A 14,005-nucleotide genomic window follows, 5' to 3' on the forward strand; every position below is an offset into this window, starting at 1 on the left:
ATTGCGAGTCAGCGCTGACCGGCGGTCCGCCACCTGCTGTTTCGAGGGGTCGGTCGGGGGCGACCTCGAGAGTCCGGTGGCGACAGGTTCACTGTACGACAGGGTACGAGCGAGTGAAAAGCGTGTTCACCATCACAGTACTTCCGAGTAGAAGTATCTGTCGAGTATGTAAATAGCGCGTGAACGACACTTTTCCGAGACTCGCTAGTCAAGGATATGACTCAGGGTACACAAAAGGTCCGACCACACCGGTTGACGGTACAACTCACAATGGTGTTGTTCCACCAACCACCCAGGTCGAACCTGTGCACCTTGTTGCAAACCCGGCCCGCGGAGAGCGGAGAGAATTACTCCGGTTTTGCAAATCGAGAAAAGTAATCCGATTTATATCGGCCGATATGCCCGAATTCCTCGGGCGGGCGGACCCGCGGGCGGATCATCGAGCGGACGATACGCCGCGCTTCATGGCCGGACGCGGCGAATAGACGCCAATGGCCGGACCGACCCCGCGTCGGTCCGGCCACTCGGATATCGGTCAGGCCGGGTCACCGAACCAGCGGCGCAGCGCGTCCCCGAGTCCGGCGGTCTCCCCCGTATCCGCCGCCCAGGCCACGATGGCGTCGGGGCGGAGCAGCAATGCCGAGAGATCGCGCGGCTGAAAGGATTTCGCGGTGAGCGTGCGGACCCGGTCCGACCAGGGCTCGGCGCATTCGCGCAGCGCGGCCGAATCGGCCAGATCCACCAGCACCGCCCGGCCGTCGACGAGATGTTCGCCGAGCCGGGTGCCGTCGGACAGCTCGATATCCGGGGCGGACGCGCCGGTCAGCGGGTGACCGTCGCCGAGGTCGTAGCGATGCAGCATCCCGCCGAGCTTCTGGTGGACCATGTTCGCGCCGTCACGGGTGGCCAGCAGCTGTTCGGTCACCCGGCGCATCGCGCGGCTGTGCGCATCGGTCCGCATGATCGCCACCTGGGCCCGGGTCCATTCCAGCACCCACGCACCGATCGGATGCCGTTCGGCGGTATAGGAATCCAGCAGTCCGGCCGGGGCCCGGCCCGCGACGACCGCGGCCAGCTTCCAGCCCAGATTCATCGCATCGCCGATGCCGAGGTTGAGACCCTGTCCGCCGAAGGGTGAGTGCACGTGGGCCGAATCACCCGCGAGCAGCACGCGACCCCGGCGGTAGTCGGTGGCCTGGCGGGTGTTGTCGGTGAAGCGGGTCGCCGAACGCACCGCGGTGATCTCGACCGGAACGCCCGAGACGTTGCGCAGGCTCGCCTGCAGTTCGGCGGCGGTGATCGGGGCGTCGCGATCGGCGGGCGGGCCGTCGAGTTCGACGGTCAGGATCCGGCCCGGCGTCGGGCCGTGGGCGTAGATGCCGATGTCGGTGGTGTGCCAGCCGCCCGGCAGGTTCTCCGCGCCGGACATCTCCACCACGGCCTGATGCCCGGTGATCAGCGGTTCCACGCCCGGGAACTCGAATCCGGCGAGCTTGCGCACGATGCTGCGGCCGCCGTCACAGCCGACCAGCCAGCCGGCGCGGATCACGGTGTCGCCCAGCCAGATCGTGACGCAGTCGCTGTCGTCGGTGAATCCGGTGAGCTCGGTCCCGCGCCGCACCCGGACATCCAGTTCCGCCGCGCGGGCCGCCAGGATCGACTCGATGTCCTGCTGGGTGATGAAGATGGCGTGGTCGACCGGACCCCGATCGGCGGAGTCGGGACCCCGCTCGATCAGCTCGCCGTCCACGAAGATCCCGGCGAAATGTCCGACCGGTCCCTTCTTCTTACCCAGCCCGGCGGGATCGACCGCGGCCTTCAGGGAATCGGCGACCTGCGCCACCCGCAGAGACGAATGGCGCTCGACCTCGGGCAGCAGCCCGCGCCGGTAGAAGGCTTCCGCGGCGGACACATTGATGCCCCCGGCCTTGAGCGTCTGATCGGGTTCGCGCAGCCGCTCGACCACCAGCACGTCCACCCCCGCCAGCCGCAGCTCGCAGGCGAGCATCAGTCCCACCGGTCCGGCCCCGGCCACCACCACATCGAATGTCTCGGTCATGACTCGACTGTGCCGGGGGCCGATTGCGTGCCCCTTGCACCCTCCTTGCACGGATTGCCACACCGGCGGCCGCGGCAATCCGGCATCGGGTGCAAATCGGTCGACCGAATTCCGGTGTGCGGGTTCACCGTCCGTATTTCCTGGCAAATACCCGTTCGTTCAGCGGTTTTTCCGCGCCGCGAGTACTACCGTATGGCCGAATCCTTCCCGACAGCCGCGGCGAAAGGCGGGCACGATGACCGGCACGTCCCCGTACGGCGTGCAGGACGAGACGCTCGTGCCGCTGGCCGAGCGCTATGTCAGCGCCGAACCGGTCGACTGGCGCGGTGACGCGGTCTATCCGATGTACTGTGCGCCGCTGGGACCGGATCCGACCATGATCTCGCTGCGCCTGTGTTCGGCCGCGCCGCCGGAGGGCTTGCTGGGCTTGGGAATCGGGCTGTCGGTGCTGGGCGGGCATGTCGCCCTCGGCGGGCGGCGGCTGCACGGGGTCGATGTGTGGACCGACGCCATGGCCCCGGGCATCGAGCTGGAGGTGCAGGCGGCCGGACCGGACGCGTCGGTCACCCTGACCCCGGTGTGGATGGACACCGCCGGCGCCACCGAATCCTGGACCGGTAACTACGGCATGCTCATCGACAGCACGCCCGGGCACGCGCCGATGCTGCACTGCAGCACCGGCATCGGGCCGGCCGACTTCGCCGAACTGGTGGTCCAGGTCGAGGTCACCGCCTCCCCCACCGACGAAAGCCGTTATCGCGGTGCGCTCTACGACCTCGGGGTCGCGATGCACGGGCGCGGGGATCTGGAACAGGCCTGCGTGCTGTGGACCCAGGCCGCCGATTTCGGACATGCGGGCGCCGCCTACGACCTCGGCGTGGTCCGCTATCGCCGCGGCGAACTGTACGAGGCCGAACACTGGTGGCGCGCCGCGGCCGACAGCGGCGATGTGCGCGCGATGGCCGGGCTCGCCGAAGTGCTCGAGCGCCGGGGCAATCCGAGCGAGGCCCGAGAATGGCGGGCCTGCGCCAGCGGTATGCAGCGCGCCTGAGCGCCCTCAGGCGCTGCCCAGCGCAGGCCAGAACCCGACCAGTAGCCGCCCGCCGAACACCAGGGCGGCCAGCGCCCCCGCACCGAACAGCAGCACCCAGAACAGACCCGGCACACGGGTGAGATAGGCCAGCTGATCGGCGTCGGAGCCGTCGCCGCGCATATGCACGCGCTGCAATTCCGCGATCGTGCGCAACCCACCGAACAGCAGGAACCAGGCCACCGCATAGCCGAAGACGCTCTGCTGCACGGCCGTGCCGAACCACGACACCCCGAACACCACCGCGCCGGAGCACACCACCGCCAGCAATCCGAACAGGTTGCGCACCATCACCAGCAGGGCCACCAGCGCCACCACCACGACCCACAGCATCACGGTCAGCCGGCCCGCGGCCAGCAGCGCCGCACAGCCCAGACCCAGCGCCGAGGGTGCCGGATATCCGGCCATGGTGGTCAGAATCATGCCCAGCCCGTAGGGCTTTCCGCGCGAGACCGTCACCCCCGAGGTGTCCGAATGCAATCGGATACTGCGCAGCGTGCGCCCGGTCAGCACCGCCACCACCGCATGTCCGGTCTCGTGCGCGATCGTCACCACGGTCCGCAGGATCCGCCACAGCGGGGTGTACGCCACGGCCACCAGCGCCACACCCGCCGTCGCGAGCACCACCCACATCGGCGGCTGCGCCGAGACCTGGGTCAATCGATCGGTCACCGACGAGATCGCTTCCGCCGCACTCATGGGCCCGACCCTATCCGGCCGCCTTGTACTTTCGCAGATACAGACCTGTGAGGGAGGTGGGGTGGGTGAGCAGTGCGGCGGGCGTACCGGTGCAGACGATCTCACCACCGTTCTTACCGCCGTCGGGCCCGAGGTCGATCACCCAATCGGCGTGGGCGACCACATCGAGGTTGTGTTCGATGACGATGACCGTATTGCCGCGATCGACCAGTGCGTCCAAAAGGGCCAGCAGGGTGTCCACATCGGACATGTGCAGGCCGGTGGTGGGCTCGTCCAGGACATACACCGAACCGGTGCGCTGCAGCTGGGTGGCGAGTTTGATGCGCTGGCGCTCGCCGCCGGACAGGGTGCTCATGGCCTGGCCCAGCGTCAGATACGGCAGGCCGACCTCGATCATGGTCCGCAGCTTGGCATGCAGCGCCCGCTCCGCGAAGAACTCCACGGCCTGTTCGGCGGGCAGCTCGAGCACGTCGGCGATCGACTTGCCGCGCAACCGATGTGCCAGCACCTGTTCGGAGAAGCGGCGTCCCTCACACGATTCGCAGTGCGTGGTCACCGGATCCATATAGGCGATCTCGGTGATGATCACCCCGCGGCCCTCGCAGGCCGGGCACGCGCCCGCGGAATTGAAGCTGAACAGCCCGGCGGGCTGTCCGCTCGCCTTGGCGAACAGCTTGCGAATGGTGTCCATCAGGCCGAGGTAGGTGGCCGGGGTCGAGCGTGAGGAGGCGGCGATCGCGGATTGGTCGACGAAGATCGCCTCGGGATGGCGCGGCACGAATTCGTCGCGGATCAGGCTGGATTTACCGGATCCGGCCACGCCCGTGACGGCGGTCAGCACGCCGGTGGGAATCGCGACCGTGACATTCTTCAGGTTGTGCGCGCTCGCGCCGGAGATCACCAATTCACCCGTGCCGCTACGAAAGCGGTCCTTCACCCGGAATGGCCGGCGCAGCCCGTGACCGGTGGGTGTGTCGGCGCGGCACAGCTCGTCGAAGGTTCCGGTGAACACGATCTCGCCGCCGTGCGTGCCCGCGCGCGGTCCGACATCGACGATATGGTCGGCGATCTGGATGACATCGGGGTCGTGCTCGACGACCAGCACGGTATTCCCCTTGTCCCGCAGCGCCGTCAGCATCGTATTGAGCCGCCCGACATCGCGGGGATGCAGTCCGACGCTGGGTTCGTCGAAGATGTAGGTCATTCCGACCAGCGTCGAACCCAGATGCGTGATCATCTTCAGCCGCTGGCCCTCACCGCCGGACAGTGTCGAGGTCGCACGGTCCAGGCTCAGATAGCCCAGTCCGATATCGGCGACCCGGGCCAGGGCCGTGCGGGTGGCCTCGGCCAGCCCGCGCGCGGCCGGATCGTCGATCTCGGCGACGACCGCGATCAGATCGGTGATCTGCAGCCGCGTCCATTCGGCGATATTGCGGCCGCCGATGCGGGTCGCCAAGGCCTCGGGTTTGAGCCGGGCGCCCGCGCAGGCCGGGCAGACGCCCTCGGTGAGGAAGCGCTGTACCTGTTCGCGGGTCTTCTCCGACAGGCCACTGGTATCGCGTTTGACCCGGGTGCGGGTGAACTTGTCCACCAGCCCTTCGTAATTCGCCTTGACGGTGCCCTTGGCGAAGGTCACCTCCACGGTTCCGCCGCTGCCGTGCAGCAATTCCCGCCATTCCTCGGGGCTGTATTCCGCGAGTTTCTTCTCGATATCGAAACGCCCTGAATTGGCATACAGCTGCCAGTCGAAGCTGCCGACGGTATGACCGGGCAGCAGAATCGCGCCCTCGCCCAGCGATTTCGAGCGGTCCAGGATTCGATCCTCGGCCACCCGCAATGTCACGCCGAGCCCGTCGCATTCGGCGCACATGCCCTGCGGGGTGTTGAACGAATAGTCGTAGACCAATCCGGTGGAATCGGATCCGAAGCGGGCGAACAGCGCTCGGATCATCGAATAGATATCGGTCATGGTGCCGACCGTGGACCGCGGGCCGCCGCCGACCGGTTGCTGATCGATGATGACCGCCGCGGCGAGATTATCGATGGCCTCGGCATGCGGGCGTTCGTAGCGCGGCAGGAAGTTCACCACGAACGGTGGCAGCGTCGCATACAGCTGCCGTTGCGATTCCACCGCGATGGTGTCGAACACGATCGAGGATTTGCCCGAACCGGATACACCCGTGAACACGGTGATCTTGTTCTTCGGAATATCGAGGGAGACGTTGCGCAGGTTGTGCTCACGAGCGCCGCGGACGCGGATCGGATCGGCAGGGGCATCAGACATGTCGATCACTGTGCCAGAGCGACCCCGGGAAATGCGGGCGCAATTGTGATGCACATCACAATCATGCAGACTGGCTATGTCAGGGTTTCCCTGGAGGTGTCCACCCGCGCCGACCCTCTAGGCTGGCGGCACGGACTGCCGGGATCGGCCCGGCATCCGGATCCACGAGGAGACGCTTCGATGACGCCCACCCGCTGGCCCGCCGCGACCGCTGCCGGATTGGCCGTCGCCGCAACGCTTCTCGCCGGCTGCACCGATGTCCAGCGCGCGCTGAACAAGGGCGGCGACACCCCGTGCAGCGAATACGTCAAGCAGGACCAGGACACTAAGCGGATGACGGTCACCAAGTTCGTCAAACAGCAGACCAACGATCAGCACGAACCCGCGGGCACCACCGTCGACGCGACCATGGTCGCGGTCGATTTCCTGTGCGGCACCCAGCGCAATGCCGACACTCCGATCAAGAACGCCGATATCGCGGGGATCTTCTTCAACAAGTAGGCCGTAGCGGAGAGCCCTTGCCAAACGGAACGTCGCTCCGTATCGTTATCGGAGCGACGTTCCGTTTGACTGTGCTCCGGAGCGGACGCCCGACAACCAAGCCGCACAGGGCAATTCACGCACCGCCGCACTGGAGAGATACACCTCATGCATTACCGCACCTTGGGCCGCACCGGAGTTCAGGTCAGCTCCCTCGTACTCGGCGCGATGAACTTCGGCGCCCTCGGCCACACCACCCAGGACGAGGCCACCGCCATCGTCGATGCCGCCCTGGAGGCGGGCATCAATCTGATCGATACCGCCGACCGATACAGCAACGGTGAATCCGAGGAGATCGTCGGCAAGGCCATCGCCGGGCGCCGCGACGATATCGTGCTGGCCACCAAGGCGACCCTGCCGATGGGCGAGGAACGCAATCATCAGGGCAGTTCGCGCCGCTGGCTGATCACCGAACTCGACAACAGCCTGCGTCGCCTCGATGTCGACCATGTCGATCTCTATCAGATCCATCGGTGGGACCCGACCACCAGCGACGAGGAGACGCTCTCGGCGCTGACCGATCTGCAGCGCGCCGGCAAGATCCGCTACTTCGGCTCCTCGACCTTCCCGGCGTACCGCATCGTGGCGGCCCAGTGGGCCGCCCGCGAACAACACCTGAGCCGGTACGTCACCGAACAGCCCAGCTATTCGATCCTGCAGCGCGGCATCGAAACTCACGTCCTGCCCGTGACCGAGCAGTACGGGCTCGGCGTGCTCGCCTGGAGCCCGCTGGCCTCGGGCTGGCTGTCGGGCGCGGTGCGCGAAGGCCGCGAAATCACCACCAGCCGTTCGAAACTCATGCCGGCGCGCTTCGATACCACGATCGCGGCCAACCGGGCCCGGCTCGACGCGGTCGAGCGGCTGGCCAAGGTCGCCGAGCAGGCCGGGCTGACGATGATCCAGCTCGCACTCGGATTCGTCACCGCGCATCCGGGCGTCACCAGCGCGATCATCGGTCCCCGCACACTCGATCACCTGAACTCTCAGCTCGCCGCGGCGGACACCGTGCTCACCGCCGATGTGCTCGATGCGATCGACGCCATCGTCGCGCCCGGCACCGACCTCGCCCCAGACGAGAAGTCCGACACCCCGCCCGCCCTGCTCGACCCGGCGCTGCGCCGCCGCTGAAGGAGGTATCTCCTCGACCGCGCCAGTGGCCCGCGCCCAGCCCGCGGGAATCGGCCCCGCGCGACCGGCGGGTAGGCAATGATGGAGAAGCGCAGGGACTTCCCGGACTACTAGGTTGATTGCGATGCCGCAGATTCGCACCCTGTCCCAGCGGCGGGCCGCGCTGGAACAGGAATGGGCCCGTTGGGCGGCCACGCATGCCGCCCTGCCCGGCGACACCCTGTTGCGCACCGAGGTCGTGCAATCGTGGCAGCGCTCGCTGCCGACCGTCGATCCGGGCTGCGTCGCCGCACCCGCCGACGACGCCGAAATCGGTGCGCGCTGGGCACATTCGCCGCTGCGCGGTCCGATCACCGAACTGGCCGACGAATTGCGGTCCATCACCGATGATTCCGGATTCGTCGCCGCGGTCACCGATGAGCGGGGCACCATCCTGTGGTCGTGTGGCGGCCGGGTGATGCGCCGGCGCGCGGAGGCGGTCAACTTCGCGCCCGGCGGTCGCTGGGACGAAACGCATATGGGCACCAACGCGTTATCGCTGGCCCTGCGCACCGGCGAACCGAGCATGGTGTTCTCGGCCGAACATCTGGTCGCCGCCCTGCACGGCTGGGTGTGCTATTGCGCGCCCATCCACGCCCCCGACGGGCGGCAGCTGGGCGTGCTGGACCTGTCGACCACCTGGGACCGCTCGCATCCGCTGGCGATGTCCACCGTGCGGGCGCTGGTCTCGGCGATCGAATCGCGGCTGCCCGCCGAACCCTGCGGCGGCGCGACCGAACTGCGTCTGGACTGTCTCGGCGCGGCAACCCTCATCCGCCGCGGCGTCCCGATTCGCCTGCGGCCCAGGCAGATCGAGATCCTCACCCTGCTCGCGCTGGAACCCGACGGCTACACCCCGCAGCGGTTACAGGCCGCGGTCTACGGCGACCGCCCGGTCTCGGCGGCCACCCTCAAGGCCGATGTATCCCACCTGCGCCGCGCCACCGGCGGCGATATCACCAGCCGCCACTATCTGCTGACCCGGCCGATCTCCTGCGATGCGGTGGAACTGCTCGCGGCGATCGCGGCCGGGGACGTCGCGACCGCGCTGCGGCTGTATCGCGGCCCGCTGCTGCCGGATTCGGATACCCCGGGCATCGTCGAATGGCGGGAGTATCTGATGGTCGGCCTGCGCACCGCCGTCCTGAGCCGCGCGAACCCCACGCAGCTGGTCGAATTCGGGGCCCGCTGCCCCGCTGACACCGAGGTCCACGAGCGCGCGTTACGCCTGCTCGCGCCCGATGATCCGCGCCGCGCCCTGGTGGCCGCGCGGCTGCACAGCGCCCTGCGCTGAGCCGCCAACCCGCCGCCAACCCGATCGGTCCATAGTGACGCCCGTCACCACGGATCCTCGAACGGGAGTCAGCCATGATCTACGCCAAACCCGGTACCGACGGCAGCATCGTCGAATTCGCCCGGCGCTACGACAACTTCATCGGCGGCGACTGGAAGGCCCCCGTCGAGGGCAGATACTTCGAGAATCCCTCCCCCGTCGACGGCGAAACCTTCTGCGAGGTCGCCCGATCCACCGCGGCCGATATCGACCTCGCGCTCGACGCCGCGCATGCGGCCGCCGACGCCTGGGGCGCGACCTCGGCCACCGAGCGGGCCAATCTCCTCAACAAGATCGCCGATCGGATCGAGGCCAATCTCGAGCGTCTGTCCGTCGCCGAGACCTGGGAGAACGGCAAGCCGGTGCGTGAGGCCCTCGCGGCCGATATTCCGTGGGCGGCGGACCATTTCCGCTACTTCGCCGGTGTGATCCGCGCGCAGGAGGGCGGCATCTCCCAGATCGATGCCGATACCGTCGCCTATCACTTCCACGAGCCGCTGGGCGTGGTCGGGCAGATCATTCCGTGGAACTTCCCGATCCTGATGGCGACCTGGAAGCTCGCACCCGCGCTGGCGGCGGGCAACTGCGTGGTGATCAAACCCGCCGAGCAGACACCGGCCTCGCTGCTGCTGGTGATGGAACTGATCGCCGATCTGCTCCCGGCCGGAGTCGTCAACGTGGTCAACGGGTTCGGGGTCGAGGCCGGTAAACCGCTGGCGTCCAGCCCGCGGGTGGCCAAGGTCGCCTTCACCGGCGAGACCACCACCGGGCGGCTGATCATGCAGTACGCCAGCGAGAACATCATCCCGGTCACGCTGGAACTGGGCGGTAAGAGCCCCAACATCTTCCTGTCCGATGTGACCGCCGCCGACGACGAATTCCTCGACAAGGCGGTGGAGGGTTTCGTGATGTTCGCGCTGAATCAGGGCGAGGTGTGCACGTGTCCCTCACGCGCACTGATCCATTCGTCGATCTACGACGATTTCATGGCCCGCTGCATCGAGCGCACTCGAGCCATCGTCGGCGGAAATCCGCTCGATACCGCCACCATGATCGGCGCGCAGGCCAGCAACGATCAGTACGAGAAGATCATGTCCTATATCGATATCGGTCGTAAGGAGGGCGCGAAGATCCTCACCGGCGGTGCGATGCGCAAGGTCGACGAATTCCCCAACGGCTACTACATCGAGCCCACGATCTTCGAAGGGCGCAACGATATGCGCATCTTCCAGGAGGAGATCTTCGGACCGGTGGTGTCGGTGACCAAGTTCGACAACGTGGACGAGGCATTGACGATCGCCAACGACACCCTCTACGGGCTCGGCGCGGGCGTATGGACCCGGGATATGAACACCGCCTATCGGATGGGCAGGGCGATCAAGGCCGGTCGGGTGTGGACCAATTGCTTTCACCTCTATCCCGCGCATGCCGCCTTCGGTGGTTACAAGAAGTCCGGCATCGGCCGCGAGAATCACGCCATGATGCTCGATCACTACCAGCAGACCAAGAATCTGTTGGTCAGCTACTCACCGCAGAAGCTCGGATTGTTCTGATGTCTCCCTCTACAGACGGGACCCGGCCCGTGCCTTCCTCTACAGACGGGACCCGGCCCGCTTGTGGCCGGGTAGGCATCACCGAGGACGCCGCCCGGCTGCTCGGCCAGATCGTCGAACGGCACGGGCCGGTGATGTTCCATCAATCCGGCGGATGCTGCGACGGCAGCTCGCCGATGTGTTATCCGCGCGGCGAATTCCGGGTCGGTGCGGCCGATGTGCTGCTGGGTGATCTGCCGGACGAGACGCCGTTCTGGATGAGCGCGGATCAGTTCGAATACTGGCGGCACACCCATCTCACGGTGGACGTGGTTCCCGGCCGCGGCAGCGGCTTTTCGCTCGAGGCGCCCGAGGGTGTGCGATTCCTGATCCGCTCGCGGCTGCTCACCGACGACGAGGTCGATCGACTCGACGCGCATCCGCCGCGCACGGGTGCGGATCCAGGGGGCTGAGGCCGGTTTCCGCGGGACTCCCGCGGCCGCTAGCCTCGAACCATGTCCGTCCCTCGGGTGCGTCTGGTCACCGCCGCGGTGGTGATGCTCATCGCCGCGGCGGGGTGTGCCGATTCCGGTTCCACCCCCTCCCGCGCCACAACCTCCGGCGCGGCCGAACCCCCTGCGACACACCAGATCCGGGTGACCAGCAGCGCGGTCGCCGACGGCGCCCGGCTCGCCGACGAATACACCTGCGTGAACGCGGGTCAGACGCTCCCGCTGTCGTGGACCACGCCCCCGGAGACCGCCCGATTCGCGCTCATCGTCGACGATCCGGATGCCCCGGGTGGACTGTTCACCCACTGGGTCGTCATCGATATACCCGCCACCACCACCGACATCCCCGAGGGTGGCGCCCCCGACGGCGGCACGGTCCTGCGCAACAGCACCGACCGCATCGCCTACTACGCCCCCTGCCCGCCCCCGGGCACCGGCGTCCACCACTACCGATTCACCGTCTACGCCCTCTCCCACCGGGTATCCCTGCCGCCGGAAACCCCACCCGATCGGGCGCGAATCACCATCGAGCAGAACGCGATCGCCCAGGGCGCCCTGACCGCCACCTACGGTCGCTGACTCACCACACGGGCGCGGCGGTGTTCTTGTACCGTCGGAGATCGGCGGTATCTGGTGAGTCGGAGGTGCGCGCATGGTGTCGAGGACGAGGATCGGATGGGTGCGGGGGCCGGTCGCGGGGATCGCGGCGGTGCTGGCGGTCGCGGTCGTTCCCGGGCTCGCGCGGGCGGCGGCCGATACGCCGGATGGGCTCGAATTCTATTCCGCGCCAGCCGATTCGATTCCCGGCGCGCACGGTTCGGCGATCCGGACGCGGCCGGTGACCGGTGATCCCGGGATCCCCGGTACGCGCAATCGACTCGTGCTGTACCGCTCGGTGGATACGCACGGCACTCCGGTGGCGGTCTCGGGCACACTCGCCGTCCCGGAAGGTCCAGCGCCCCAAGGCGGATGGCCGCTGATCTCCTGGGCGCACGGGACGACCAGAGTCGCCGATGTTCGCTCGCCTCGTTCCTGCCCCTGCTGATCCGCGGCGTGCTGGGCGCCTCCTTCGGCGACACGCTCGCCTGGGTGAACGCTCGCTTCGGTCGCTGACCCTGCTCAGCGCCCCGGCAGGAATCGCATGCCGCGGGTGATCGCCATCAGGAGCGGCTGCCACTTGTCCTGCGGAATGCCCCACGGCGCATCGAGATTCAGGAAGCGCGTGACGACCACGGTCTGCGGTTCGGTGAACTTCAGCAGACCGTCCGGACCGTGGCGGCGGCCGACACCGGAGATGCCCATGCCGCCCATCGGGGCGCCCGTGCTGCCCCAGGCCGGTGCGTAACCCTCGTCGACACAGACGGTTCCGGCGTGCAGGCGTTCGGCGATGCGCTCGCCCTCGGCCTTGCTCCCGGCCCAGACGCTGGCGTTGAGCCCGTATGCGGTGTCGTTGGCGCGGGTGATGGCCTCCTCGACATCGGCGACCGGATAGATGGACACCAGCGGGCCGAAGGTCTCGTCGCGGCCGCATTCCATCTCGTCGGTCACCTCCGACAGCACGGTCGGCTCGAAGAACAGCGGGCCGATATCCGGTCGCGCGTTACCGCCCGCGAGCACCTTGGCGCCCTTGGAGGTGGCATCGGCGACATGTTTGGTGACGGTCTCGAGCTGCGCCTCGGAGATCAGGCTGCCGATATCGGCCGAATAGTCGTAGGCCACACCGAGTTTCGCGGCTTTGACCACCTTGACGAACTTCTCGGTGAACGCATCGGCCACGGCCCGCTCCACATACAGCCGCTCGATCGAGATGCACAGCTGCCCGGCGTTGGAGAAACACGCGCGCACCGCGGCCTTGGCGGCCTTGTCCAGATTCGCGCCGCGGGTGACGATCATCGGATTCTTGCCGCCGAGCTCGGCGGAGAAGCCGATCAGCCGACGACCGCACTGTTCGGCCAGGGTGCGGCCGGTCGCGGAGGAGCCGGTGAACATCATGTAGTCGCAGGCCTGCACGATGGCCGTGCCGACGACACCGCCCGGACCCGGCACCACCTGCAGCAGATCCTTCGGCAACCCCGCCTGCCACAGCAGCTCGACATGGGCCAGCGACGAATACGGCGTCTGGCTGTCCGGCTTGACCACCACGGCATTACCCGCCAGCAGCGCCGGAATCGAATCACCGATCGACAACAGCATCGGATAGTTCCACGGGGCGATCACCCCGACGACACCCTTGGGCTGGCTGCGCACCGCGGCCCGGTTGAGGATCGGGAACGCGCCGGCCACCTTGTGCGGGGACAGGAGCTGCGGGGTGACGCGGGCGAAGTAGCGGGCGGCGAAGATCAGTCCCATGACCTCCTCCTGCGCCGCCCACCGCGCCTTACCGGTCTCGGCTTGGATGACGTCCATGAGGTATTCGCGGTTGTCCACGATCAGCGCCCGATAGCGCTCGAACACCTCGGCGCGCTCCCGCGCCGACCGTGCGCCCCACTCCGGTTGCGCCGCACGGGCTCTGGCGAAGGCGGCGGTCACATCCGTGGCCGTCCCGACCGGCACCTCACCGAGGGCCCGCCCGGTGAAGACCTCGTTGATCGTGCGGCTCGCATGCTCCTGGCCGTCCTGGACCGCAGCGAACCCCCGCAGTCGCTCGAACACCGCGGCTTCCGGCACCGGCATCGTCGCCTCCTACTTGTGAGTAACCGTGAGATACACCAATCTACCCCGGGCGCCGACCGATTTGGACCCCCGACTGTGAGCGGGTCGGTCGCCGGTGGACGGAATGCGTATATGAA

12 protein-coding genes are annotated in these 14,005 nt (G+C 67.6%); 8 read left to right on the forward strand and 4 right to left on the reverse strand.

The features are described 5' to 3' along the window. Positions 1–535 precede the first annotated feature (535 nt). Complete coding sequence (locus tag ACIA76_RS00070) at positions 536–2,059, reverse strand: FAD-dependent monooxygenase (protein WP_397146618.1); 1,524 nt, start codon at positions 2,057–2,059, stop codon at positions 536–538. A 235-nt stretch (positions 2,060–2,294) separates the two neighbouring features. Between ACIA76_RS00070 and ACIA76_RS00075 the strand changes: the two genes are divergently transcribed. Next, entirely contained in the window at positions 2,295–3,110 is an 816-nt protein-coding gene (locus ACIA76_RS00075) for a tetratricopeptide repeat protein (RefSeq protein ID WP_397146620.1), read from the forward strand. 6 nt (positions 3,111–3,116) lie between these two features. On the opposite strand, the gene ACIA76_RS00080 is transcribed toward ACIA76_RS00075, so the two are convergent. Together ACIA76_RS00080 and ACIA76_RS00085 are read right to left on the reverse strand one after the other, a co-directional pair. Further along, a complete protein-coding gene (locus ACIA76_RS00080) occupies positions 3,117–3,848 on the reverse strand; it encodes a M50 family metallopeptidase (RefSeq protein WP_397146622.1) in 732 nt (243 codons plus the stop codon). A 10-nt stretch (positions 3,849–3,858) separates the two neighbouring features. Then, positions 3,859–6,132 carry an ATP-binding cassette domain-containing protein gene (locus tag ACIA76_RS00085; RefSeq protein ID WP_397146624.1) on the reverse strand — a complete coding sequence of 758 codons (2,274 nt, stop codon included), beginning with the start codon at positions 6,130–6,132 and terminating at the stop codon, positions 3,859–3,861. A 180-nt stretch (positions 6,133–6,312) separates the two neighbouring features. On the opposite strand from ACIA76_RS00085, the gene ACIA76_RS00090 reads away from it, so the two are divergent. From ACIA76_RS00090 to ACIA76_RS00120, 7 genes are all read left to right on the forward strand, one after another. Continuing rightward, positions 6,313–6,633, forward strand: coding sequence for a hypothetical protein (locus ACIA76_RS00090; protein WP_397146626.1), 321 nt, complete (start codon positions 6,313–6,315; stop codon positions 6,631–6,633). A gap of 147 nt (positions 6,634–6,780) precedes the next feature. Then, entirely contained in the window at positions 6,781–7,800 is a 1,020-nt protein-coding gene (locus ACIA76_RS00095) for an aldo/keto reductase (protein WP_397146628.1), read from the forward strand. A gap of 124 nt (positions 7,801–7,924) precedes the next feature. After that, positions 7,925–9,133, forward strand: coding sequence for a transcriptional regulator (locus ACIA76_RS00100; protein WP_397146630.1), 1,209 nt, complete (start codon positions 7,925–7,927; stop codon positions 9,131–9,133). A gap of 74 nt (positions 9,134–9,207) precedes the next feature. Further along, positions 9,208–10,725 carry an aldehyde dehydrogenase family protein gene (locus ACIA76_RS00105; protein WP_397146632.1) on the forward strand — a complete coding sequence of 506 codons (1,518 nt, stop codon included), beginning with the start codon at positions 9,208–9,210 and terminating at the stop codon, positions 10,723–10,725. Continuing rightward, positions 10,725–11,177, forward strand: a complete 453-nt coding sequence (locus ACIA76_RS00110; RefSeq protein ID WP_397146634.1) for a DUF779 domain-containing protein — start codon at positions 10,725–10,727, stop codon at positions 11,175–11,177. The genes ACIA76_RS00105 and ACIA76_RS00110 overlap by 1 nt, the downstream gene beginning before the upstream one ends. 42 nt (positions 11,178–11,219) lie before the next feature. After that, positions 11,220–11,795: a YbhB/YbcL family Raf kinase inhibitor-like protein gene (locus ACIA76_RS00115; protein WP_397146636.1), complete on the forward strand. Its 576-nt coding sequence runs from the start codon at positions 11,220–11,222 to the stop codon at positions 11,793–11,795. A 73-nt stretch (positions 11,796–11,868) separates the two neighbouring features. Further along, positions 11,869–12,261, forward strand: coding sequence for a hypothetical protein (locus ACIA76_RS00120; protein ID WP_397146638.1), 393 nt, complete (start codon positions 11,869–11,871; stop codon positions 12,259–12,261). Positions 12,262–12,335: 74 nt separating this feature from the next. On the opposite strand, the gene ACIA76_RS00125 is transcribed toward ACIA76_RS00120, so the two are convergent. Next, positions 12,336–13,889 carry a succinic semialdehyde dehydrogenase gene (locus tag ACIA76_RS00125; RefSeq protein ID WP_397146640.1) on the reverse strand — a complete coding sequence of 518 codons (1,554 nt, stop codon included), beginning with the start codon at positions 13,887–13,889 and terminating at the stop codon, positions 12,336–12,338. Positions 13,890–14,005: the final 116 nt, after the last annotated feature.

Source organism: Nocardia sp. NPDC051570 (assembly GCF_044454005.1).
Taxonomy (GTDB): domain Bacteria; phylum Actinomycetota; class Actinomycetes; order Mycobacteriales; family Mycobacteriaceae; genus Nocardia.